23 protein-coding genes are annotated in these 22293 nt (G+C 72.7%); 5 read left to right on the top strand and 18 right to left on the bottom strand.

Features of this window, described 5'->3' with window-relative positions; genetic code table 11:
* Positions 1 to 122: 122 nt before the first annotated feature.
* Positions 123 to 512: an ATP-binding protein gene (locus J4709_RS03290; protein ID WP_208236700.1), complete on the bottom strand. Its 390-nt coding sequence runs from the start codon at positions 510 to 512 to the stop codon at positions 123 to 125.
* A gap of 146 nt (positions 513 to 658) precedes the next feature.
* Between J4709_RS03290 and J4709_RS03295 the strand changes: the two genes are divergently transcribed.
* Positions 659 to 1438: a helix-turn-helix domain-containing protein gene (locus tag J4709_RS03295; protein WP_208236702.1), complete on the top strand. Its 780-nt coding sequence runs from the start codon at positions 659 to 661 to the stop codon at positions 1436 to 1438.
* Positions 1429 to 1605: a DUF397 domain-containing protein gene (locus tag J4709_RS03300; protein WP_208236704.1), complete on the top strand. Its 177-nt coding sequence runs from the start codon at positions 1429 to 1431 to the stop codon at positions 1603 to 1605. Before J4709_RS03295 ends, J4709_RS03300 begins: the two co-directional genes overlap by 10 nt.
* 255 nt (positions 1606 to 1860) lie before the next feature.
* On the opposite strand, the gene J4709_RS03305 is transcribed toward J4709_RS03300, so the two are convergent.
* Both J4709_RS03305 and J4709_RS03310 read right to left on the bottom strand, forming a co-directional pair.
* Positions 1861 to 2613, bottom strand: coding sequence for a PhzF family phenazine biosynthesis protein (locus J4709_RS03305; RefSeq protein WP_208236706.1), 753 nt, complete (start codon positions 2611 to 2613; stop codon positions 1861 to 1863).
* Positions 2614 to 3034: 421 nt separating this feature from the next.
* Complete coding sequence (locus tag J4709_RS03310; protein ID WP_208236708.1) at positions 3035 to 4306, bottom strand: HNH endonuclease signature motif containing protein; 1272 nt, start codon at positions 4304 to 4306, stop codon at positions 3035 to 3037.
* 630 nt (positions 4307 to 4936) lie between these two features.
* Here J4709_RS03310 and J4709_RS03315 point away from each other — a divergent pair.
* Entirely contained in the window at positions 4937 to 5593 is a 657-nt protein-coding gene (locus J4709_RS03315) for a maleylpyruvate isomerase N-terminal domain-containing protein (protein WP_208236710.1), read from the top strand.
* 13 nt (positions 5594 to 5606) lie between these two features.
* Here J4709_RS03315 and J4709_RS03320 read toward each other — a convergent pair whose 3' ends face one another.
* The 3 genes from J4709_RS03320 to J4709_RS03330 form a co-directional block, all read right to left on the bottom strand.
* The gene (locus J4709_RS03320) at positions 5607 to 6263 is read right to left on the bottom strand and encodes an NADPH-dependent F420 reductase (protein WP_208236712.1); all 657 of its coding nucleotides are present in this window, start codon (positions 6261 to 6263) and stop codon (positions 5607 to 5609) included.
* Positions 6264 to 6331: 68 nt separating this feature from the next.
* Positions 6332 to 6676, bottom strand: a complete 345-nt coding sequence (locus tag J4709_RS03325) for a winged helix-turn-helix transcriptional regulator (RefSeq protein ID WP_307800902.1) — start codon at positions 6674 to 6676, stop codon at positions 6332 to 6334.
* Positions 6677 to 6686: 10 nt separating this feature from the next.
* Positions 6687 to 7595, bottom strand: coding sequence for a LysR family transcriptional regulator (locus tag J4709_RS03330; protein ID WP_208236714.1), 909 nt, complete (start codon positions 7593 to 7595; stop codon positions 6687 to 6689).
* Positions 7596 to 7666: 71 nt separating this feature from the next.
* Here J4709_RS03330 and J4709_RS03335 point away from each other — a divergent pair, with 71 nt between their 5' ends.
* Entirely contained in the window at positions 7667 to 8683 is a 1017-nt protein-coding gene (locus tag J4709_RS03335) for a YeiH family protein (protein ID WP_208236716.1), read from the top strand.
* Between the two features lie 32 nt (positions 8684 to 8715).
* On the opposite strand, the gene J4709_RS03340 is transcribed toward J4709_RS03335, so the two are convergent.
* From J4709_RS03340 to J4709_RS03370, 7 genes are all read right to left on the bottom strand, one after another.
* The gene (locus J4709_RS03340) at positions 8716 to 9801 is read right to left on the bottom strand and encodes a DUF5937 family protein (RefSeq protein ID WP_208236718.1); all 1086 of its coding nucleotides are present in this window, start codon (positions 9799 to 9801) and stop codon (positions 8716 to 8718) included.
* Between the two features lie 9 nt (positions 9802 to 9810).
* Positions 9811 to 11820: a CocE/NonD family hydrolase gene (locus tag J4709_RS03345; protein ID WP_208236720.1), complete on the bottom strand. Its 2010-nt coding sequence runs from the start codon at positions 11818 to 11820 to the stop codon at positions 9811 to 9813.
* A complete protein-coding gene (locus J4709_RS03350) occupies positions 11817 to 12689 on the bottom strand; it encodes a substrate-binding periplasmic protein (protein WP_208236722.1) in 873 nt (290 codons plus the stop codon). Before J4709_RS03350 ends, J4709_RS03345 begins: the two co-directional genes overlap by 4 nt.
* A 134-nt stretch (positions 12690 to 12823) precedes the next feature.
* Entirely contained in the window at positions 12824 to 13606 is a 783-nt protein-coding gene (locus J4709_RS03355; protein WP_208236724.1) for an amino acid ABC transporter ATP-binding protein, read from the bottom strand.
* Positions 13603 to 14406 carry an amino acid ABC transporter permease gene (locus J4709_RS03360; protein ID WP_208236726.1) on the bottom strand — a complete coding sequence of 268 codons (804 nt, stop codon included), beginning with the start codon at positions 14404 to 14406 and terminating at the stop codon, positions 13603 to 13605. The genes J4709_RS03355 and J4709_RS03360 overlap by 4 nt, the downstream gene beginning before the upstream one ends.
* Before the next feature lie 303 nt (positions 14407 to 14709).
* Positions 14710 to 15915 carry a serine hydrolase domain-containing protein gene (locus J4709_RS03365; protein WP_208236728.1) on the bottom strand — a complete coding sequence of 402 codons (1206 nt, stop codon included), beginning with the start codon at positions 15913 to 15915 and terminating at the stop codon, positions 14710 to 14712.
* A gap of 201 nt (positions 15916 to 16116) precedes the next feature.
* Entirely contained in the window at positions 16117 to 18000 is a 1884-nt protein-coding gene (locus tag J4709_RS03370; RefSeq protein WP_208236730.1) for an ABC transporter ATP-binding protein, read from the bottom strand.
* 155 nt (positions 18001 to 18155) lie between these two features.
* On the opposite strand from J4709_RS03370, the gene J4709_RS03375 reads away from it, so the two are divergent.
* Positions 18156 to 19331 (top strand): aminotransferase class V-fold PLP-dependent enzyme, encoded by a 1176-nt coding sequence (locus J4709_RS03375; protein ID WP_307800903.1) that lies wholly within the window; start codon positions 18156 to 18158, stop codon positions 19329 to 19331.
* A gap of 15 nt (positions 19332 to 19346) precedes the next feature.
* On the opposite strand, the gene J4709_RS03380 is transcribed toward J4709_RS03375, so the two are convergent.
* The 5 genes from J4709_RS03380 to J4709_RS03400 all read right to left on the bottom strand — a co-directional run bounded on the left by J4709_RS03380 (position 19347) and on the right by J4709_RS03400 (position 22107).
* Positions 19347 to 19766, bottom strand: a complete 420-nt coding sequence (locus J4709_RS03380; protein WP_208236737.1) for a CBS domain-containing protein — start codon at positions 19764 to 19766, stop codon at positions 19347 to 19349.
* A gap of 111 nt (positions 19767 to 19877) precedes the next feature.
* Entirely contained in the window at positions 19878 to 20273 is a 396-nt protein-coding gene (locus J4709_RS03385) for a hypothetical protein (protein WP_208236738.1), read from the bottom strand.
* Positions 20257 to 20454 (bottom strand): helix-turn-helix transcriptional regulator, encoded by a 198-nt coding sequence (locus J4709_RS03390; RefSeq protein ID WP_173098945.1) that lies wholly within the window; start codon positions 20452 to 20454, stop codon positions 20257 to 20259. Before J4709_RS03390 ends, J4709_RS03385 begins: the two co-directional genes overlap by 17 nt.
* 52 nt (positions 20455 to 20506) lie before the next feature.
* Positions 20507 to 21523 carry an LCP family protein gene (locus J4709_RS03395; protein ID WP_208236740.1) on the bottom strand — a complete coding sequence of 339 codons (1017 nt, stop codon included), beginning with the start codon at positions 21521 to 21523 and terminating at the stop codon, positions 20507 to 20509.
* Between the two features lie 2 nt (positions 21524 to 21525).
* Positions 21526 to 22107: an RNA polymerase sigma factor gene (locus J4709_RS03400; protein WP_208236742.1), complete on the bottom strand. Its 582-nt coding sequence runs from the start codon at positions 22105 to 22107 to the stop codon at positions 21526 to 21528.
* Positions 22108 to 22293: the final 186 nt, after the last annotated feature.

Below are 22293 nucleotides of genomic sequence, written 5' to 3' on the forward strand. Positions count from 1 at the left end.
GGCATCGGCCGACGACGCCGAAATGAGCACGCGCCCCTCCGCGCGCCACACCCCGTGCACGTCCCGCGCGAACCGCCATTCCGGGAAAAGGCGCCCGAGGAACAGCAGGAGAACGCCGTCCCTCACAGGGAAACGGGTTCGATCGCCGCCCAAACGACCTTGCCTCCCTCGCTCAGATGCCGGACGCCCCAGGCCCGCACGAGCGCCTCCATCAACCTCAGGCCGCGTCCTCCCTCGGCGCGCAGATCGACCGGCCCGACGACCGGAAGCGTGTCCGACCGATCCCACACCTCGACCACCGGGCTCCCGTCCTCCCGCTGGTAGGCCCGCACGACCACCGGGTCCCCCCGCGACGACCCGTGCTCGATCGCGTTCGCCGCCAGCTCGCTGACCACCGTGCGCGCGACATGGTCCTCCAGGCCCCACGCCCCGAACGCGAGCGCGACGAAATCACGCGCCCGCTTGACCTCCTGGAGCTCCGCTTCGATCACCAATGTGGACGCCTCCGCCACGCCCGATCACCTCCGTCGAATCTCGTGACCTTGCGCACACGATCGACCACATGAAGTAATCTCGGGAGCGAAGCACGGCAACGCACCGTCATCGGTTGCATTCGCTTTCATCGACTTGCAGCCGGTTCCCCCGAAAGGCGGTCCCCATGGCGTCGCGCAAACCGACCCCGCAGACCATCGCATTCGGTATCGAACTGACCGGCCGCCGCGAGGACGCGGGACTCTCCCGGCTGGACCTCGCGAACCGGATACCCGTCACCCGCAGCTACATCGGCCAGATCGAGACCGGCACCACCCGCTGCCGGCGGGAGTTCGCGGCGGAGCTCGACACCGCCCTCGACAGCGGAACCGCCATGGTGGACGCCTGGGACGACCTGCTCAAGACCAGCCGGTACCCGACCTGGTTCGCCGACTACCCGCTCGCCGAAGGGACCGCGTCGCTGCTGCGGGCCTACGAGACGATGTTCGTCTACGGGCTCTTCCAGACCGAGGCGTACATCCGCGCGCTCCTGCTGGAGGACGCCGCCATCGAGGGCAGGCTCCGGCGCCAGTCCGTCCTACAGCGCGAGAACCCGCCGATGCTCTGCATCGTCCTCGCCGAGAACGTCCTCTGGACACCGGTCGGCGGCCCGGAGACCATGCGAGAACAGTGCGAGCACCTCCTCACCGTCTCGACCTGCCCCAACGTGACCCTCCAGATCGCCCCCTTCGGCTTCTACCGGGGAATGAACGGCCCATTCAATCTGGCGACGCAACCGGACGGCGGCGAACTACTCCACATGACGACCACAAGGGCAGGTGTCACATCGACTGACCGTGAGGATATCTTGCACGTTGTCAGCGCGTTCTCGGCGTTGCAGGCCAACGCCCTGAGCGCCGCCGACTCCCGCGAGTTCCTACGGAAGGCGGTCATCAAGTGGACGTGATTGCTTGGCGGAAGGCCCGGCGAAGCGACGACCAGGGTGGTGCGTGCGTGGAGGTGGCCCGCTTTCCCGAGGCCGTCGGCGTCCGGGACTCCAAGAACCCTGACGGCCCCAAACTCCTCCTCACCCGCGACGCCTTCCGCACAATCCTCGACGAACTCAAGCACTAGCCACGTCGCCCGGGGGCCCATGCCATCGCGTTAACGGCGAGATGGTGTTCGGGTGGTGGGGTGGCGCTGGCGTACGGGGCCGCCCCTCCAAAGTCAAGGGCGCCTTCGGCGTCGCTGCGCGATGGACTTCGTCCACCCTTGACTTTGGAGCCTCTGCGGCCCCTGAGGCAGCGTTAGGGGCAGGCTCCGCCTGCCCCGCCCCGGGTCGCGCCACCCCACCACCCCCTTCCGTAAGGAATGACCGGGGGCTCTACATCATCGACCGGCGTAAAGCTCATCGAGCGCGGCGCGGACATCGTCTCCGGGTCGTTCGACCGCACACCGTCCACCCAGTTCCACGTGGACATCGTCCACGGGCCGCGTGCGGATGACAGCGCGGTGGCGTCCGTGCAGAACCTCAAGAGCGCGTTCGAGTTTCAGGGTCAGCAGCATCGAGGCGCTGCCGCACGCCTCGTCCTCGCCTTTGCCGATACGAGGCGCCCACAACCGCGCCCGCACGCGTCCGGCCCGCTGGTCCTCCCAGGCCCACACCTGCGTGAAGTCCTCGCCTTCGGGGAGACCGGTCAGCGCGTCGATCTCGGCAGCGCTGCCCATCTGGAAATGCCGCCATGGCTTCGACCACCGCGCCGGCGCCGTGAGCCACACGGTGCCATCGGCGTCCCGGCGGCACGGCACCGGCCCGGCCTCCGGAACCAGCTCCTTCGGCGCGATCCCCATTCCGTGCAATGCCTCCACGGTGGCCAGCAGGGGATGACCGCCGAAGCGGATCGACTGCCCGTAGTTGCTGTGAATGCTGATCCGCCCCGCTGCGGCATCCTGGACGAACACGGTGGCGGGGACGCCCAGCCGCGTCGCCAGCTCCTGCCGCTGCGCGGCGGTCACCGAACTCCCCTCCGGCTCCACCACCACCAGCGCCGGATTGCCATGCTCCCCATCGGCATTCACAAAAGCCCGCACCAACCAAGAGTTGATCATGCCGACGACGCTACCCGCCCCCAGCACCGCCACCGGCCCGCAAACTGCCGGGCCGGTGGCGTAGTACGGACTCCTCGGCGGGGGCCGGTGACCTGGGTGGCCTGACTGACAGCCATCCCACCACCAGTCGGCGGTCTCCCCAGATGCCCCGGCACTGCCTCGAAATCGGCGCAGTGCCTATGAGACCGATCAATACCGGGGGCGACCCCTCTCAGCCGCCCAACGAACCGCCCCGCCTGGGGTTGGTGCCGCCGCGCGGGTGGCGCAGGTCTGATGTTCCGGAGCGAGATGGCGAATACGAAACCGACTGCGCCGAGTAAGCGGAGCCACGCAGGTCACCGCACCAGTGCCGGATGCGGGGGTGAAGGCGCACCACCGGGCCTGGCGGTGTGCGGGCATGCTGGCCGCCCGGCGGTGTTGCTGCCGGGCGGCGGTGCGAAGGGTGTGGCTAGCTCTATGCGGCCCAGTTGAAGGTGGTGTCGGGTGGGTCGCTGTCTCCGGGTGGCCCGTGGCCGCTTCGTTGGCGGGCGTCGGGTGGCGGTAGCAATCGGTAGACGTATCGCCCGTCTGGGTCTTTGGTGATGTGGATCTGGTCGGGGCTGGTGTGTTTGAACCGGTTGTGCCATCCGCAGGTGAGGGCGAGTTGGTCGATGTCGGTGGGCGACTTGCCGAGTGCCCATCCGCCGACGTGGTCCACTTCGCACAGCGTCCCGGGGGTTTCGCATTCCCGCACGGCGCAGGTGGGGTACAGCGTCTCCAGGACTTGGCGTTGGGCGGCGGAGGCGAACCGTTCCCGGTAGCCCAGGTAGAGCGGGGTGTTGCCTCGTCCCAGCAGGAGGGGTGACACTCCGGCGGCCAGCGCGATCCGGCGGGCTTGGCCGGCGGGGATCGGGGTGCCGTCGGTGAGGCGGGCCGGGGCGTTCCCGCCGGTGAGGGTCTCCAGGTCGCAGATGACGGTGACCTTGGTGGCCTTGTGTCCGCCGGACAGGACGCTGGACATTGCGGCGGCGGTGCGTTCGCTCACGTCCCGGCGGTCGTCGGGCCCGGCCGGCTTGGCCAGGGGCGCGAGGGTGCCGTCCCAGATCGCGGCGTCCTCGGGGTTCAGCCACCCCTTGATGTAGCGGCCGCCGTCCAGCGAGCGGGTGGTGGTGATCCACGACTTGTCGTAGCCGTGCTTGGTGTCTGCGTCGGGGGCGTCCTCGGTGCCGTCGCGTTCGGCGATGACGTCGCGGATCCGCTGCCCGAACGTGGCGACCTTCCCGGCCGAGAAGCCCTGATCGGCCATGTCCAGCAGTGTGGCCTCGGCCTGCGCGCAGTCGGTGTCATCCAGGCGTGCGACCGACTCGGCGACGGTGGTGGCGTACCCATAAGAGAGTTCTCCGGCCGCGAGGCGCTTGGTCACCTGCGGGATCCGGTGCCGTTGGCGCGCGAGGGTCAGGCGCTCTTTGGCGCGGCTTTCTCGCATGCCGAGCTTGGAGCGGAGCCATGCGCGGGTGGAGGGGTATCCCCACCGCTGCTGTTCTCCGGCGGCGTCCACCCGGCCTATGAGAGTCGCGAGGGCGCTTTCCTGCAGATCGGTGGCGGCTGCGAGTGTCTCGGCCAATTCCAGGGACGCGGCGGCTGATTCGGGGGCTTGTCGGGTGGCGAGTTCAGTGGCGATGGTTGAGAGCGCGTTCACCAGTTCCATGGTGGACGCGGCCTCCAATTCGACCGTCACTGATTGCATACGTAAAGAATACCATGCGTGACCGGCAATTGAACCGGTGAGCCGCCATTTCGTGGGTTGGATTTTCGGACTGACTCGACTGAGGGATTTGCCGCATTCGTCCCTTGGTTGGCGGCTCCCTTTGTTCCTTACGGAGGGGGGTGGTGGGGTGGCGCGACCTGGGGCGGGGCAGGCGGAGCCTGCCCCTAACGCTGCCTCAGGGGCCGCAGAGGCTCCAAAGTCAAGGGTGGACGAAGTCCATCGCGCAGCGACGCCGAAGGCGCCCTTGACTTTGGAGGGGCGGCCCCGTACGCCAGCGCCACCCCACCACCCGAACACCATCTCGCCGTCAACGCCATCGCACGAACACCCTCTCGCCCCAAGACCCGAACACCCTCTCGCCCTATTACCTGAACCCCCTCTTGCTCTATGAGACGAACACCTCTTGGAGTCTTGAAGAACAGTCCCCTACCTCGCTTCCGCACATGACGCGCGCGCACTTTTCCTAAACTCCACCCTCGTCGGAGTCCGCGCCTTCAATCCCTTAACCCGCCCAAAGAACGCACGTGGCCGCCGCCACCACCGCCACCACCGCCTGGCCCCAACCAGGCGCGCTTGGACAGGATCGGTGGGCGCGTTAGCGTTCGGCGGGTGGATCTCTTTGAACGGTCGTGGACAGAGCTACTCGCAGCAGTCGCCGAACTTCCGGACGACGACTTCGAGCGGCCGTCGGGCTGCGCCGGATGGCTCGTCCGGGACCTCGCGTGCCATCTGGTCATCGACGCGCAGGACGTTCTGATCACCCTGGTCACGCCCGCTGACACGGAGCCGACCGCGGACGCGGTGACCTACTGGAACGTCGCGGACGAGCCGCCGACCGGCGATGATCCGCTGGACGCGCTGATCCCGCGGCTCGCCGCCGCGTACGGGGAGCCGCGGTGGCTCAAGTTCCATCTTGACGACGTCGGGTCCGCGGCGTGCCGGGCGGCGGCGCTCGCCGACCGGGGCGCGCGGGTGAGCACGCAGGACAAGGTGCTGACGGTCGCGGATTTCCTTTCGGCGTACGTCCTCGAATGGACGCTGCACCACCTCGACCTCGTCGCGCATCTGCCGACGGTCGGCGACCCGCCCCCGGAGGCGCTCGCGGCGGCGCGGGCGTTGCTGGAGGGCATCGCCGGAGCGCCGTTCCCCGCTTCGTTCTCCGACGCGGACGCGCTGCTGGTCGGCACGGGACGCCGCGCGGCGTCCGGTGCGGAGAAGGACGCGCTGGGCGATCTGGCCGCGAAGGTCCCGCTCATCCTCGGCTGAGCGGGACCGCGGCTCAGCGCGAGGTGAAGGCTTCGGTGGTGCGGCCGGGGCTGGTGAAGGCGAAGACGGAGTGCGGGTCGTAGCCGGAGAACAGCAGCCGGATGACGACGATCGCCATCGCCTCCAGGTTGCGGGCCTGGCGGAGGTCGCCGGCGTCGAGAGGTTCGGCGCCGAGGTCGGCGATGAGGGTGCGGGCGGCGGGCTTGGCCTCCTCGTCGCCGGCGAACGGGACGGCGAGGGGCCGGCCGTCGAAGGCGGGCGGGGTCATCGCCCAGACGGACGCGTGGGCCTGGTTGAACGCCTTGACGACGTGGGCACCGGGGGCGAGGCGGGCGATCTCTTCGGCCATGGACGTGCCGTCCTGGTAGGTGACCTGGGAGAAGTCGGTGACGTCGACGGCGTTGCCGCAGTCGATCACGGGCTTGCCGGCGAGGGCTCCGCCGGCGGCCGCGAGGGTCTCCTCGAGGCCCTCGCGGCGGACGGCGACGAGGACGGCGTCGCCGAACTCGGCGGCCTCGCGGAGGGTTCCGGAGCGGGCGCCGATGCGCTTGGCGAGCGCCTCGGCCTTCTCGGGGGTGCGGGCGCCGATCAGCACGTCGTGTCCGGCGCGGATCCAGCCGGCGGCGAGGGACTCGGTCATCATGCCCGCTCCGAGCACACCGATCTTCATGAGGGCCTCCATGGTCCTGTCGGGTTCTGCGAAGGAAATGTAGGAGTCCGTGGGGAACCGGCCGGTTCCTAGGCGGGGCGGGCGGCGAGGAGCTCGTCGGTGTTCTCCTCCGCCCAGCGGGCCAGTGCGCAGACGGGGACGAGGAGGCTGCGTCCGAGCTCGGTGAGGCGGTACTCGGTGCCCGGCGGGGCGGTGCGCAGTTCGCGGCGCTCGACGAGGCCGTTGCCGGCGAGGCGGCGGAGCGTCTGGGTGAGCATCTTGTTGCTGATCCCGCCGATCTTCGCGCGGAGCTCGCCGTACCGGGCGGGGCCGCGGCCGAGGGCGGTGATCACGACGACGGACCAGGTGTCGGAGATCAGCGCGAGGGTGGTGCGGGCGGGACAGTCGGCGAGGAACACGTCGTAGTCGACCACGTCCGGCAGGCTACGCCTTTCCGGTGGGGCGGCGGGCCTGGGCGAGGAGGGCGGCGGCGGGGCCGGTGGGGTCGCTGCCGGTGCGCCAGACGGCGCGCAGGGACCGTTCCACCGTCATCCCGGCGATCTCGATCTCGGCGAGCGTGCCGGCGGCGAGGTCGGCGGTCACCACCAGCTCGCTGATCAGGGCGGGCCCGGCGCCGGCGACGACGGCGTTGCGCACGGCGGTGCTCGACCCGAGCTCCAGCAGCGGCGGGACGGGCTCCAGGCCGTGCGCGGCGAGTGCCTGCGCGGCGGCCTGCCGCGTCCCGGACCCGGCCTCCCGGCTGATCAGCGGGGTATCGGCGACCTCGGACGGTTCGACGGGCCGGCGGCGCCGCGTCCAGCGGTGCCCGGGCGGCGCGACGAGGACGAGCCGGTCCCCCGCGACGGCCCGGGAGCGCAGCCCGGACGGGCGGCCGGGCGACTCGATGAACCCGAGGTCGACCTCGCCGTGCCGGGCCAGCTCGCAGACCCGCGCGGAGTTGGTGACCTGGAGGCCGATGTGCAGGTCGGGGTCGGCGCGGCGGAGCTCGCCGATCCAGGCGGGCAGCAGGTACTCGGCGACGGTGAGGCTGGCGGCGACGGACAGCTGCGCGGTGCGGGCCCGGTGCAGCGCGGCGGCGCCGTCGCTGAGCGCGGTGAGGTCGTCCAGGACGCGGCGGGCCCAGCCGGTGACGAGGACCCCGTCGGCGGTGAGGGCGGAGCCGCGGCGGGTGCGGTCGAGCAGGCGCAGCCCGAGCCGGCGCTCCAGCCGGGACAGCCGCTTGCTCGCCGACGGCTGGCTGATGCCGAGCTCCGCGGCGGCGGCGGTGAGGCTGCCCTGGTCGGCGACGTGGACGAGCAGCTGAAGCGATTCCAGGTCCGGGGGTTGTGCCATGCCCTCAGGTTATGACGTGAGGCGGAATCGGCGGCTTCCGGCGCGTCCTCGGGTGCCGGAGGGTCGAGGTCATGAGCACTTTGGAGGCGGTCCGCCCGGAGGCGGTGCGGTCGTGGCTGGGACGGACGGCGCCGGGGGTCGCGGTGGCGGCGGCCGGCGCGGCGGCGGCGATGGTGATCAACGGGTGGGTGCCGGCGCTGAGCGCGCTGACGGTGGCGGTGCTGCTGGGCGTGCTGGTGGGCGGGGCGCTGCCGGACGCGGCGGCGTACGGGCTGCAGTGGGCGACCCGCAAGTTCCTGCGGGTGGGCGTGGTGCTGCTGGGCCTGCAGCTCAGCGTGGGCGAGGTGCTGCGGCTCGGGCCGGGCATGCTGGCGGTGGTGCTGGTCACGGTGCTGTCGGGGTTCGCGGGGACGCTGGCGCTCGGCCGGCTGGTCGGGGTGTCGAAGGGGCTGGCGCTGATGGTGGCGACCGGGTTCTCGATCTGCGGCGCGTCGGCGATCGTGGCGATGGACAGCGTGGCGCGCAGCAGGAAGGAGGACGTCGCGACCGGCGTCACGCTCGTGACGATCTACGGCAGCGCGGCGATCGCGGTGGTCCCGTTCCTCGGCGCGCACGTGTTCGGCCTGGACCACGAGACCCTCGGCATGTGGGCGGGGCTGAGCGTGCACGAGGTGGCGCAGGTCGTCGCGGCCGCGTCCCCGGCGGGCGCCGCGGCGGTCGGCACGGCGGTGATCGTGAAGCTGACGCGGGTGGTGCTGCTCGCGCCGATGGTCGCGGGCATGGGCGTGGTGGAGCGGCGCGGCGGCGTCCACGCGGAGGGGAAGCGGCCGCCGATCGTGCCGCTGTTCGTCGTCGGGTTCCTGGTGATGCTGGCGCTGCGCAGCGCCGGCGTGGTCCCGGGCCCGGTGCTGACGGGCGCCAAGGACGTCTCGACGGTGCTGCTCGCCGCGGCGATGTTCGGGCTGGGGTCGGCGGTGCGCGTCAAGGAGCTGGTGAGGACGGGACGGCGCGGGCTCGTCCTCGGCGCCCTGTCGACGCTGCTGGTCGGGACGGTCGCGCTGACCGCGCTGACCGTCATCCCGCGCTGACCGTCATCCCGCGCTGACCCGGGACCGGGACGTCAGCGCATGACGGTGGTGAGCACGTCGGAGCCGAGCGACAGCAGCAGCGGCGCGTGCAGCCGGTGGTAGATCATCCGGCCCTCGCGGCGGGACGTGATCAGCCCGACCTCGCGCAGCCGCCGCAGGTGCCGGGACACCTGCGGCTCGGAGATGCCCGTCCGCTGCGCCAGCTCGGAGGTGGTGATCGGCTCGCCGAGCAGGTGCCGGCACATCTCGAACCGGCCCGGCTCGGAGATCGCCGCGAGCCGGTCGCGGATCAGCGACTGGCGGGCGGACGGGCGCTGCTCCCAGTCCCCGGCGATGAAGTGCACGACGAGCGGCAGCCCGTCGTCCCCGGTCTTGAGGATGAGGTGCGGCCAGCCGTGCAGGGTCGGGACGAGGAAGCAGCCGCGCTCGGCGACCTTCCCCGTGGCCGACTGGAGCTTGTCGTAGTGCACCCGCGCGGGCTGCTCGGTGCCGGTGGCGGTCGGGCTGACCGAGGTCAGCACGGTCAGCGCGGACTCCTTGCGGAGCTGCTCGCGGACGGGCGCGGCGGTGTCCTTCAGCCGCGGGCCGATGCGGCGCCATTCGGCGTCGAAGAACGCGGCGGCGCACCGTTCGAGGGTGTCGATGAGCCGGGCCCGGAACCCGTCCGGGTCCTCGACCAGGGCGCGGGCCAGCTCGCCGCGGGTGAACGAGCGGCGCTCGCTGGCCTTGACGAACGCCTGCCGCGCCGCCGCGTCCCGCAGCCCGTCCGCGCCCGCGAAGGTGAGCCCCCGGATCGCGAACGCCGCGAGCCGGGTGAACTCGTCCGCGTCGAGGCGGGCGAGGCCGTCCAGCTCGGCGGACAGCTCGCGGTCGAGGGGCTTGCGCATCGGCAGGAACAGCCGGCAGCGGTAGCGGGCCCACAGCGGCGCGAACCGGTTCAGCTCCTGGACGAGGGACTCCGGCAGCGCCTCCCGGGTGCGGGCGAGCCACGCCCGCGACTCGGGATGGTGCTCGGGTTCGGCGAGGGTGTGCAGGCAGGCCATCAGCTCCGCCAACGGGGACGTCCCCACCGCGAAGTGCGACGCCTGCGCCCCGTCCACGTCGAGCGTGACGACCATGGCCGAATCCTAACCGCGGCCCGGGCCGCGCCCGGACCCGTCGCCCGCCCCGCCGCCCACGCCGTCACCGGACCCGTCGCCGGACCCGTCGCCGGACGCGGCGTCCAGCACGTGCACCGACAGCCACGACGGGTGCTCCGGTGACAGGTGCACCTCGTTGACGGCCACCACGCGTCGCCGCGCCGCCGCCTCCGAACCGCCGGTGTTCGGGTTGACGTCGAAGCGCGGGAAGTTGCTCGACGACACGTCCAGCCGGATGCGGTGCCCCTCGGCGAACCGGTTCGCGGTGTCGGGCGCCGTCACGGTGATCTCGTAGACGGTGCCGGGCCGCATCGGCTCGGGGCTGGCGAACGAGTTCCGGTACCGGCAGCGCAGGATCCCGTCGGTGAGGTTCATCGCGTAGCCGTTCGGATAGTCCTCGTTCGGCGGGTGCACGTCGATGAGCCGGACGGTGAAGTCGGTGTCCGGCGCGCTCGACGCCACCGACAGCCGCACGGTGACCGGGCCGGCGATCGCGACGTCCCGCTCCAGCGGCTCGGTCTGGAAGACCAGCACGTCCGGCCGGGCCGCGATCGGCAGGTACGGCGGTTCGGTGCCGAAGGTGTCGTCGGTCGGGCACTGGTCGAACGCGCCGCCGTGCATGACGGGCTCGCCCGAGGTGATCTGCCCGCCGATGGTCGGCACCGGGTTCGCCGGGTCGAAGTCGTATTCGAGCCGGTCGTCGGCGCCGTCCCGCGGGACGTCCTCGCTGAGGGAGCCGTCCTGCCGCAGGTACAGCCGGACGGCGGTCGCCTCCTGCGGCGGCCAGGTCGCGGCGGTGCGCCACTCGCCGCCGTGGTCCAGCCGCCCCTCCGCGGTGCGCCGGCCGGTGCCGCCGCCCATGAGGAAGTACTGGACGCGCGGGAAGTCCTCCGCCGCCTCCGCCTCCGCCGCGCCATCACCGGACGGAGCGTCGCCGCCGAGGTGGCGGGCGAACCAGCGGGCCCGGAACTCCCAGTAGTCGGGCGCGAGGTTGCCGTCCAGGACGGCGCGCGGACCGAAGTCCACGTCACCGGAGTATCGGACGCTGCGCGCCCCGTGCGTCCACGGCCCGACGACCAGGTACGCCGGGCTGGACTTGGTCTCGGTGAGCGCGCGGAAGTTCTCCACCGCGGTCAGGACGTACGGGTCGTACCAGCTGACCATGTGCAGGCTCGGCACGTCCGGGAACCGGTCGTAGGAGCCGCGCCCGAACAGCCCGAGCCGCTGCCAGAACTCGCCGAACGCGCCGTGCTCCCACTGCTCGAGCAGGTACGCCTCGTACTCGGGGACGGCGCGCAGCGGGGACGCGCCGCGCCGCCACGGCATCGCGCGGAACCAGGCGGGCAGGTCCTGCGACTGCAGCGACGCCCGGACGACGGGGTCGCGGTGCGCGGCGGGGCTGTTCAGCGCGTGCCGGTACGCCCACGTCGCCTGCTTCAGCTCGAACGCGCCGCCCATCCGGATGCCCGCCTCGTACGCGCTGGCGAACCCGCCGGAGTCGACGAACATCGCGGCGAGGCGGCTCGGCGACAGCGCGGCGAGCGCCGTCTGCACGTGCGCCGAGTACGAGACCCCGGTGGTGGCGACGCGGCCGTCGCACCAGGGCTGCGCGCCGATCCACTCGACGGTGTCGTAGCCGTCCTCGGCCTCGCCGAGGTACTTCACGAACCGGCCGTCGGAGTCGCCCCTCCCCCGGCAGTCCTGCCGGACGACGTTGTACCCGCGCCCGACGAAGATCGCCGCGGACCGGTCCGGGAACACCGGCTCGCCGTGCCGGTCCAGGCCGTCGGACTCGCGCCGGGCCCGCCGCCCGTACGGGGTGCGCTCCAGCAGCACGGGGCGCGGCTCCAGCTCGCGGCCGGGGCTGTACAGGTCCGCCACCAGGACGGCGCCGTCGCGCATGACGGTGCGCACCACGCGCCGCCACACCGACGCGCCGTCCGGCAGCGTTATCTCCTCCGCCTCCTCGGCGACGGCCCCCGATTCCATCACCGTCATGAAGAGGAACCGCCCTGGGTGCCCTCGCCGCCCTGGCCGACTTGCGCGCCGAGCGCGGGCCAGATCTTCACCAGCTCCGGACGCGGCGCCTCGACGAACCACTTCTTGTAGATCTTCAGGAAGGTGCCGTCCTGCACCATCGCGCCGAGCCGGCCGTCGACGGCCTGCTGGAACTTGGTGTTCTTCTTCTGCACGGCCATCGCGGTCGCGTGGTCGACGGGCGCCGACACCGCGGGCTTGAGGTTGCCGTACTTCTTCAGGTACGCGTCGGCGTCCGGGCCGCCGACGACGAACGCGTCCAGGTTGCCCGACAGCAGCTGCGTGACCGCGGTGTTCTGGTTCTGGAACTGGACCTGCTTGGCGCCAGGCATCTTCGACTTGACGAACTCCTGCTGGACGGCGCCGGTGATGTCGCCGACCCGCTTGCCGGAGAAGTCCGCCAGCTTGGTCGCGGTGGAGTTCTTGCGGGTCAGGACGGTCGTGGTGCTCCAGTACACGCCCTTGGTGAACGACACCTGCTTCTGCCGCTCCGCGGTGACGCCGAGCCCGCTCGCAGCCAGGTCGTACTGGCCGGACGACAGGCCCTGCAGCGCCGCAGGGACCGCGCTGGCCTTGTACTCCACCTTCAGCTTCAGCCGCTTGGCGACCTCGTCGGTGAGGTCGACGATGAAGCCCTGCGGCTTGCCGCCCTTGTCGGCGGTCGCGAACGGGGGCTGGTCGGTGGAGACGGCCGCGAGGACGGTACCCGCCTCCTCCAGCCCGTACGGGTTGTCCTTGCCGGAGTCGCCGCCGCCGCAGCCGGCGAGGGTCAGTGCCAGCGCGGCGACCGCGCCGCCCGCCGCGAAGCGGACGCTGAGGGCCTTGTTCATCTGCTGTCCTGCCTTTCACTGCCGCCGGAATCCGGTGGGGCCGGCCCGGGCGGGGGTTCTTGGGGCGCGCGACGGCGGCACGGTGGCCGGGGCCGGAGCGCGCGAGCCGGCGCCCCGGCGGGCGCCGGAAGGGGTCAGAGCACCTTGGACAGGAACTCGCGGAAGCGCGGGCTGGACGGGGCGTCGAGCACGGAGCGGGCCTCGCCCTCCTCCGCGATCACGCCGTCGTCCATGAACATCACGCGGTCGGCGGCCTCGCGGGCGAACCCGATCTCGTGGGTGACGACGACCATGGTCATCCCGGTCCCGGCCAGCTCCCGCATCACCGCGAGGACGTCGCCGACCAGCTCCGGATCCAGCGCCGAGGTGGCCTCGTCGAACAGCATCACCTCGGGGCTCATCGCGAGGCTCCGGGCGATCGCGACGCGCTGCTGCTGCCCGCCGGACAGGTTCCCCGGCCGCTGCCGCGCCAGGTGCCCGAGGCCGAGCCGCGCGAGCTGCGCGTTCCCGATCTCCGCCGCCTCCGCCTTGCCCATCCCGCGGACGTGCCGCAGCGCGAGCGTGACGTTGTCCAGCACGTTCAGGTGCCCGAACAGGTTGAAGTGCTGGAACACCATGCCGATCTTCGCGCGGGCGGCGTCCACGTCCACCTTGGCGTCGGTGAGCGTCGTCCCGGACACCACCACGCTGCCGGAGGTCGGCGCCTCCAGGAGGTTCAGGCACTTCAGCATCGTCGACTTGCCCGACCCGGACCGGCCGAGCACGCACAGCACCTCGCTCTGCGCGACGTCGAAGCTCACCCCGCGCAGGATCTCGGTGTCGCCGTAGGACTTGCGCAGGTCCCGGACGCTGATCGCCGTCCGCGGCGCCGCGCCGCCGGTCCGCTCGCCGCCCGTCTTGCCGGTCGCCGTCGTCATGCCCGCTCCTTCAGTGCGCCGCCGGTCGTCGGGTCCGCGGCCGGGACCGCGGCGCCGGTCGCGTCCTCCTGGCCCGTGGCGGCCGGCGCCCGCCGCGCGCCGCGCCCGCCGCCCTCGCGCATCCGCCGGTCCAGCCAGTTGACGAGGTAGGTCAGCGGGATCGTGATCACCAGGTAGCAGAGGCCCGCCGCGACCAGCGCCGAGGCGTTGTAGCTGGCGGCCTGCCGCTCCTGCGCGATGAAGTACAGCTCGCGCTGCCCGACGCCGAGGCCGAGCAGGTAGACCAGTGAACTCTCCTTGATGTCCACGATGAACTGCCCGGCGAGGGCGGGCAGCACGTTGCGGATCCCCTGCGGGACCACGACCAGCCGCATCGTCTTCAGGTACGACATGCCGAGGCTGCGCCCGGCCTGCAGCTGCCCGGGCGGCACCGCCTGGATGCCGGACCGGAAGATCTCCGCGCAGTACGCCGCGGAGATCAGCCCGACCGCGATCACCGCGTAGCCGAGCGGGTTGCGGCCGAACGGCCGGACCCCCGCCGCGGGCAGCCCGAGCCCGATCAGGCTGACCGTCACGATCGCGGGCAGCCCTCGGAAGACGTCCACGTAGAGCCGGGCGGGCAGCCGCACCAGCCGCCGCCGCGACAGCAGCAGCACCGCCAGCAGCACGCCGACGACCAGGCCGAACAGGATGGCCAGCACCGCGATCAGCAGCGTGTTGCGCAGCCCCTCCGTCAGCAGCGTCGGGAGTGCGCCACGGATCTCCGACCAGTCGAAGAACGTATGCAGGAAGTCGCTCACACTCGCTCCGATCTCCACGGCGTCCACCGGCGGCCCCGGCGCACCGGCCGGCCGTTCCGCGGCCCTCGGCCGACCCCGCCTCCACTGCGGACGGGCGTCGCCGGTGCGCTCACACTAGGCGCAGGGTAGGCGACTGAACAGGATCGTTGCGCCAACCTGTTAATCATTGGCCGCGCCCTCACATCACCGTCCGGCGGGTGGACGGCGAAGGGACCGGCCGCTGCGCGCCCGTGTCCGGGCGGTGAACGGCCGGTCCCCTGAGGAGTCCGGTGCTGGTGGAGGCGGGTGTGGCGGGTGCGGGCGTCAGTCGTCGATGGCGGCGTAGGCGGTGGTCCAGAAGTCCTCGAAGTGGTGCGGCGGCTCCGGGGACGTCATGGCGCGCTGGGCGAAGAGGATGCCGATCATGTCCTCGCCGGGGTCGGCGTAGGCGGACGTGCCGAGGCCGCCCGTCCAGCCGAACCGGCCGGGGCGGACGAACAGGTCGTCGCGGCGGCCGTCGACGGCCAGCCCGAAGCCCCAGCCGCCCGAGCCGAGGAACATCTCGCTGCCCGCCTTCTGCTGCGGCGTCAGCCGATCCGTGGTCATCAGCTCGACGGACGGCCGGGACAGCAGCCGCCCGCCCGGATACCGGCCGCCGTCCAGCAGCATCCGCAGGAACGCGCGGTAGTCGTCGACGGTGGAGAGCAGGCCGGGGCCGCCGCTGCCGGCGGGGAAGACCGGCGGGCGGTCGTAGGCACCGTCGCGCGGGTCGGGGCGGCGGACGAGCGCGCCGGTCTCCGGGTCGGTGGTGTAGGGCACGGCGAGCCGCCCGGTGGCGGCGGAGGGCACGGTGAAGCCGGTGTCGCGCATCCCGAGCGGCTCGAAGATCCGCTCGCGGAGGAACTCCTCGAACGGGCGCCCGGCGGCACGGGCGATCAGCACGCCGGCCACGTCGGCGCCGGTGTTGTACAGCCATCCGGCGCCCGGCTGGTGCGCCAGCGGCAGCGCGCCGAGCCGCTTGAGCCATTCGTCGGGGCCGCAGGACGGGCCGTCCGGGCCGTTGTCGACGCCGGTGTCGAGCATCGCCCGCGTGATCGGCGGCATGCCGTCCGGGACGAACGACACGCCGTAGCCGAGCGTGAACGTCAGCGCGTCGCGCAGCGTGATCGGGCGCTCGGCGGGGACGGTGTCGTCGAGCGGGCCGCCGGGGCTGCGCAGGACGCGGCGGTCGGCGAGCTCGGGCAGCAGGCCGTGCAGCGGGTCGTCCAGGCGGAGCCGGCACTCCTCGACGAGGATCATCGCCGCGGCGGCGGTGACTGCCTTGGTCAGCGACGCGATCCGGAAGATCGTGTCGCGGCGCACGGGCACGTCGCCGCCGAGCTCGATGGCGCCGGCCTCGACCACGTGCGTGTGCCCGCGCCGGTGGACGAGCGCGACCAGCCCGGGCAGCTCGCCGCGGTCGACGAACCCGGTCATCACGCGGCGCATCCGGTCCAGTCCCGCCGGGGACAGCCCGCCGTTGTCACTCATCCTCGCTCCTCCTCGCCGGCTCTCACACGTACCGACCGCCGAGCGCCCCGAAACTCATCGGCGCCGGTCGGCATCCCTGTGGGGGGACGCCCCCCACACCCCCGGTCAGCATCCCTGTGGGGGGACGACCCCCCTCACCCCCGGCAAAAGCAGGCCTGACCGACGCGTTCCACTTCGCTGGCGCGCCGTTCCAGGCGCCGGTCAGGCAACCGGTTCGAGGGGCGGGCGGGTGTCGAACTGGGTCTCGTACAGGTCGGCGTAGCGGCCGCCCGCGGCGAGGAGCTCCTCGTGGGTGCCGCGCTCGATGATCCGGCCCGCCTCGACGACGAGGATCAGGTCGGCGGCGCGCACCGTGGACAGCCGGTGCGCGATCACCACGGCGGTGCGGCCTTCGAGCGCCTCGGCCAGGGCCTCCTGGACGGCGGCCTCGGACGTGGAGTCCAGGTGCGCGGTCGCCTCGTCGAGGATGACGACGCGCTGGCGGGCCAGCAGCAGGCGGGCGATGGTGAGCCGCTGCCGCTCGCCGCCCGACAGCCGGTAGCCGCGCTCGCCGACGATCGTGTCGAGCCCGTCCGGCAGGCCCTCGATCAGCGCGTCGAGGCGGGACCGGCGCAGCACGTCCCACAGCTCGTCCTCGGCGGCCTCGGGGCGGGCGAGCAGCAGGTTGTCGCGGATCGACTCGTGGAACAGGTGCCCGTCCTGGGTGACCATGCCGAGCGTCGCGCGGATCGAGGCGGACGACAGGTCGCGGACGTCCACGCCGCCGAGCCGGACGGCGCCGGAGTCGGCGTCGTACAGCCGCGGCAGCAGCTGCGCGATGGTCGACTTCCCGGCGCCGGACGAGCCGACGAGCGCGACCATCTGCCCGGGCTCGGCGCGGAACGACACCTCGTGCAGGACGTCGGTGCCGCCGCGGGTGTCGAGCGTCGCGACCTCCTCCAGCGAGGCCAGCGAGACCTTGTCGGCGGACGGGTAGGCGAAGGTGACGTTCTCGAACTCGACCGCGACGGGGCCGTCGGGGACGGTGCGCGGGTCGGGCTTCTCGGCGACGAGCGGCTTGAGGTCGAGCACCTCGAAGACGCGCTCGAAGCTGACCAGCGCGCTCATCACCTCGACGCGGGCGCTGGCGAGCGCGGTCAGCGGCGCGTACAGCCGGGTGAGCAGCAGCGCGAGGGAGACGACGGCGCCGGCGTCGAGGTGGCCGCGCAGCGACAGCCAGCCGCCGAGCCCGTAGACGAGGGCGAGGGCCAGGGCGGACACCATGGTCAGGGCGGTGATGAACACGTGCTGCACCATCGCGGTGCGGACGCCGATGTCGCGGACGCGGCGGGCCCGCGCGGCGAACTCGGCGGACTCGCGGTCGGGCCGGCCGAACAGCTTGACCAGCGTCGCGCCGGGCGCGGAGAAACGCTCGGTCATCTGGGTGCTCATCGCGGCGTCGTGCCGGGCGGCCTCGCGCTCCAGCCCGGCGAGGCGGGTGCCCATCCGGCGGGCCGGCAGCACGAAGACCGGCAGGAGCACCAGCGCGAGCAGCGTGACCTGCCAGGAGATGCCGACCATGACGGCGAACGTCAGCAGCAGCGTGACCAGGTTGCTGACGACGCCGGACAGCGTGTCGCTGAACGCGCGCTGCGCGCCGATCACGTCGTTGTTGAGCCGGCTGACCAGCGCGCCGGTGCGGGTCCGGGTGAAGAACGCGACCGGCATCCGCTGGACGTGGTCGAACACGGCGGTGCGCAGGTCGAGGATGAGGCCCTCGCCGATGCGGGCGGACAGCCACCGGTTGGCGAGGCCGAGCCCGCCCTCGGCGACCGCCAGCACGGCGATCAGCACCGCGATGCCGACCACGGTGGACGTCGCGGACCGGTCGACGATCGCGTTCACGACCCGTCCGGCCAGCACGGGGGTCGCGACGGCGAGCACCGCCATCACCACGCTGAACAGCAGGAACGCGTACAGGCGCCGGCGGTGGGGGCGGGCGAAGGCGGCGATCCGGCGCAGCGTCGCCTTGGAGAACGGCCGGCGGTCGTCCTGCGCGTTCATGGCGTGGTGCAGCGACATCCACGCGGTGACTTCCATGTCCATCGGGTGATCCTCGGTCGTCGTCGGCTGGGGAGACCCATCCTGAAACCTCAACATTCATTGAGGTCAAGCCGTCATGGGGCCATCCTCGCGCGGGGGTACGACAATCCGGCGGCGTCGCCGATAATGCGGATGATCAACGACGGAGGGGGCGGGACGTGGGGACCGACAGCGGCATCGACGTGGGCAGGGCGCGGGCGGACACGCCGGGCTGCGCCCGGGTCGCGCACCTCAACAACGCGGGCGCGGCGCTGCCGCCCGCGCCCGTGATCGACGCGGTCGCAAAGCACTTCGCACTGGAGGCGGCGATCGGCGGCTACGAGGCGGCCGAGCAGCGGAAGGACGCCGTCGAGCACTTCTACGGCGCCGTCGCAGGGCTGATCGGCGCGCGCGCGGACGAGATCGCCTACGTGGAGAACGCGACGCGCGCCTGGGACATGGCCTTCTACGCGATCCCGTTCGCCGAGGGCGACCGGATCCTCACCACCACCAGCGAGTACTCCAGCAACGCGATCGCCTACCAGCAGGTCGCCGCCGCCAAGGGCGCCCGGGTCGAGGTCGTCCCGGACGACGCGAACGGCACGATCGCCCTGGACGCGCTAGAGGCGGAGCTGGCCAGGGGCGACGTCCGGCTGGTGTCGCTCAACCACATCCCCACCTACAACGGCCTCGTGAACCCGGTCGCGGAGGTCGGGCGGCTGTGCCGCGAGCACGGCGTCCTGTTCCTGCTGGACGCGTGCCAGTCCGTCGGGCACCTCGCCGTGGACGTCGCCGAGATCGGCTGCGACATGCTGTCCGCGACGGGCCGCAAGTACCTGCGGGGGCCGCGCGGCACGGGCTTCCTGTACGTGCGGCGGGAGATCGTCCAGGCGCTGGAGCCGCCGTTCCTCGACCTGACCGCCGCCGAGTGGAAGGCGCCGGACGGGTACGAGATCCGCGGCGACGCCCGCCGCTTCGAGACGTGGGAGCGGTACGTCGCCGGGCAGATCGGGCTCGGCGCCGCCGCCGACTACGCGTCCGCGCTCGGCATGGCCGCCATCGAGGAGCGCGTCACCGGCCTCGCGGCGGCGCTGCGGCGGATGCTGGCCGACCGGCCCGGCGTCACCGTCCTGGACCGCGGCGAACGGCCGTCCGGCATCGTCACCTTCACCGTGGACGGCCACGACGCCGCCGCGGTCAAGGCGGCGGCGCGGGAGCGGGACGTCAACGTCAGCATCGCGCAGCCGAGGACGCACGGGTACGACCCGCACGGCCTCGACTCGGCGGTACGGGCCTCCGTGCACTACTACAACAGCGACGACGACCTGGACCGGCTGCTCGCGGCCCTCCCCTAGCCGCGCGGGCGCCGGTCAGAAGGTGGTGCGGGCGGCGCTGAGCTCGGCGAGCCCGGCGACGGCGTCCCGCTCGCCCGCCAGGTCGCCGATGGAGACGATGCCGATGGGCCGCCCGTCCTCCAGGACGGGCAGCCGCCGCACCGACCGCTCCCGCATGATCTGCGCGGCCTTGTCGAGCGAGTCGTCCGGCCCGATCGTCGCGGTCACGCTGCTGGCGAGGGCGCCGATCCGCGCGCGCGCCGGGTCGCCGCCGGCGGCGAGCCCGCGGATCACCAGATCGCGATCGGTGACCAGGCCCAGCAGGTCGTCGCCCTCCGCGACGAGCACCGCGCCGATGTCCTCGTCGCGCATCGCCCGCGCCACCGTGACGATGTCGAGCTCCGGGGACACCGACGTCGGCGAACCGGTCATGATGTCGCGGACCTTCGTGGCCATTGCACACTCCTCGAGCGTCGTGGACGTGCCGCCGGGGCACCGGGACGCTCCCGCCCTACCCGGCAACACGGCGGCCACTCATCGGCCCCCGGGCCCCGGCAGGGCGGCCCGTCAGCCCCGCCGCGACAGGACGGCCACGGTGGCGATGTAGGCGCCGCCGCCGACCGCGGCGATCACCGCCCACGGCATCCCGTCGCCGCCGCGCGCGAGGTCGACGACGAACCCGCCGACGACGAACACCGCGAGGAGGTTGAAGGAGATGTGCGAGGCGCGGGCCTGGATGGCGCGCTGCCGCTCGTCGCCGTCCTCGCGGGCCAGCATCGCGACCGGCTCCCGGCCGCCGAACAGCAGCAGCAGCGCCCCGTACGCGACCATGATCCCGAGCATCGCCAGGCCGAGCCCCCAGCGGCCGTTCAGCCCGGACGCGACGCACATCGCCGCACCCAGCACGACCCCCGTGAGCGGGACGCCCCAGCGGCCCCTGGCCCCGTCAGTCGCAGTCGACATGGAAGACCTCCTCCACCGTCCGCTCGAAGTACCGCGCCAGCCGGACGGCCAGCGTCAGGGACGGGCTGTAGCGGCCGGTCTCGATCGCGTTGACCGTCTGCCGCGACACGCCCATCGCCCCCGCCAGCTCCGCCTGCGAGAGGCCCCCGGAGAGCCTCAGCGCGCGGACATCGTTCCGCATGTGTCAAGCATGCTTTACATTTCGCGGCGATGTCAAGCGCGCTTTACATCCTCTACCTCCTGAACGGCGTGAAGACCCGATCCGCTCGGGCCCTGTCGATGACGACCCGGTTCGGGTCCTCCGGCGCCGGGCGCACCGGCACCGTCGCGAACCGGACGGCGCCCGGGCCCGTCTTCCGCAGGCTCCAGGCGAGCGCCTCCAGTTCCTTCACCCCCATCCGCGGATACGTCCGCACCGAGCGGGCCACCGCCGCCGTGAACCGCGCCAGCCGCACCGGATCGGCCAGCACACCGCTCTTCGCCCTGCCGACCACCGCCGCCATGAACTGCTGCTGCCGCTTGATCCGGTCCAGGTCCGACCCGTCACCGAGGCCGTGCCGGGCCCGGACGTACACCAGCGCCCCCTCCCCGTCCACGACCTGCCGCCCCGGCGGCAGCAGCCGCCGCCCCCGCGGATCGACGATCGCCTTCGGGAGGGTGACCTGCACGCCGCCGAGCGCGTCCACGATCGCCTTGAAGCCGCCGAAGTCCATCTCCACCGCCGCGTCGACCGGCACCAGCGTCGCCTTCTCCACGGCCTTGAGCAGGCACGGCACACCGCCGACGGTGTACGCCGTGTTGACCGTCCCCCGGTACGCCCGCGTCGCCGCGCCCTTCGCCGACCTGCACGCCGGGACGTCCACCAGCGAATCGCGCGGGATGCTCACCGCCTCCGCGCTCGCACGGTCGGCCGGCAGGTGCACCAGCACGATCGTGTCCGACCGCGCCGGCCCGCCGGACCGCGCGTCCGAGCCCACCACCAGGACGTTCACCGCCTTCGCCGCGGCGCCCGGTGTCCCGGCCGCCGGTGGCCGCGCGCCCCGCCCGTGCAGCATCGACGCCGGGACGAGCACCGCCGCCGCCGTCACCGCCGCGACGACGCCGAGCAGCGTCCAGCGCCCCCCGGGCAGCCGGGACCGGCGGCGGCCCCGCGCCGCGTCCAGCAGCCGCGTCCGCTGCCGCGCCAGCTCCGGCGGCGGCTCCTCCCCCAGCTCGCGGCCGAGGTCGCGGAGCAGTTCCAGGTCGTCCACGGTCACTCCTCCTCGTCCATCGGGTTGGTGTCGCCGAGCGCCGCGCGGACCTTGCGCCGCGCCCGGTTCAGGCGGGACCGGACCGTGCCGACCGGTATCCCGAGGGCCCGCGCCACCTCCTCGTACGCGAGGTCGCCCCAGGCGACGAGCAGCAGGACGTCCAGGTCCCGGCGCGGCAGCCCGGCCAGCGCCGCGGCGAGCGCCGGACGCGACGCCCAGGCCGTCACCCCCGCCGCGACCCGCTCCGCCGGGCCCTCCACCGGCCCGTCCACCGGGCTGCGGCGCAGCGCCCGGTACCGCGCCGCCTCCGACCGGTGGTGCCGGGCGACGAGCCTGGTCGCGATCCCGAACAGCCACGGCCGCGCGTCGGTGTACGCCGCGTCGTAGCGGTGCCGCTTGCTGAAGGCGACGAGGAACGTCTCACCGACGACGTCTTCGGCCGCCTCCGGGCCCAGCCGGCGCGACACGTACCGGTAGAGCATCGCGGAGTAGCGGTCGAACAGCGCCGCGAACGCCTCCGGATCGGCGTGCGACCGCTCGATCAGATCGGCGTCGCAGTCCGGAACCGTGGGGGGTGCGGTCATCGCGGAAACCATGGCATGCGGACCGGCCTTCTCATGAGGGGGGAGGGTGTCAGCGTGTATCTCCGCAACCCCGCCCGCGGGTTCACGCCCGCACGGCACCATGGACCGGCGGCGCGCGCGCCGTGCCGCGCAGATCACTGATGCATAACAAAGCGAACCTCGTCGCTAAAGTGGACATCTTTCTAT

Origin of the sequence: Actinomadura violacea, assembly GCF_017573465.1 — a bacterium.
Lineage (GTDB): Bacteria > Actinomycetota > Actinomycetes > Streptosporangiales > Streptosporangiaceae > Spirillospora > Spirillospora violacea.

Bases quoted from the DNA above. Each gene is read 5' to 3' on its own strand.
- J4709_RS03330 (WP_208236714.1), bottom strand. From the start codon at position 7,595: ATGGCACAACCCCCGGACCTGGAATCGCTTCAGCTGCTCGTCCACGTC.
- J4709_RS03400 (WP_208236742.1), bottom strand. From the start codon at position 22,107: ATGACCGCACCCCCCACGGTTCCGGACTGCGACGCCGATCTGATCGAG.
- J4709_RS03335 (WP_208236716.1), top strand. From the start codon at position 7,667: ATGAGCACTTTGGAGGCGGTCCGCCCGGAGGCGGTGCGGTCGTGGCTG.
- J4709_RS03380 (WP_208236737.1), bottom strand. From the start codon at position 19,766: ATGGCCACGAAGGTCCGCGACATCATGACCGGTTCGCCGACGTCGGTG.
- J4709_RS03370 (WP_208236730.1), bottom strand. From the start codon at position 18,000: ATGGACATGGAAGTCACCGCGTGGATGTCGCTGCACCACGCCATGAAC.
- J4709_RS03350 (WP_208236722.1), bottom strand. From the start codon at position 12,689: ATGAACAAGGCCCTCAGCGTCCGCTTCGCGGCGGGCGGCGCGGTCGCC.
- J4709_RS03295 (WP_208236702.1), top strand. From the start codon at position 659: ATGGCGTCGCGCAAACCGACCCCGCAGACCATCGCATTCGGTATCGAA.
- J4709_RS03385 (WP_208236738.1), bottom strand. From the start codon at position 20,273: ATGTCGACTGCGACTGACGGGGCCAGGGGCCGCTGGGGCGTCCCGCTC.
- J4709_RS03365 (WP_208236728.1), bottom strand. From the start codon at position 15,915: ATGAGTGACAACGGCGGGCTGTCCCCGGCGGGACTGGACCGGATGCGC.
- J4709_RS03340 (WP_208236718.1), bottom strand. From the start codon at position 9,801: ATGGTCGTCACGCTCGACGTGGACGGGGCGCAGGCGTCGCACTTCGCG.
- J4709_RS03310 (WP_208236708.1), bottom strand. From the start codon at position 4,306: ATGCAATCAGTGACGGTCGAATTGGAGGCCGCGTCCACCATGGAACTG.
- J4709_RS03355 (WP_208236724.1), bottom strand. From the start codon at position 13,606: ATGACGACGGCGACCGGCAAGACGGGCGGCGAGCGGACCGGCGGCGCG.
- J4709_RS03320 (WP_208236712.1), bottom strand. From the start codon at position 6,263: ATGAAGATCGGTGTGCTCGGAGCGGGCATGATGACCGAGTCCCTCGCC.
- J4709_RS03345 (WP_208236720.1), bottom strand. From the start codon at position 11,820: ATGACGGTGATGGAATCGGGGGCCGTCGCCGAGGAGGCGGAGGAGATA.
- J4709_RS03390 (WP_173098945.1), bottom strand. From the start codon at position 20,454: ATGCGGAACGATGTCCGCGCGCTGAGGCTCTCCGGGGGCCTCTCGCAG.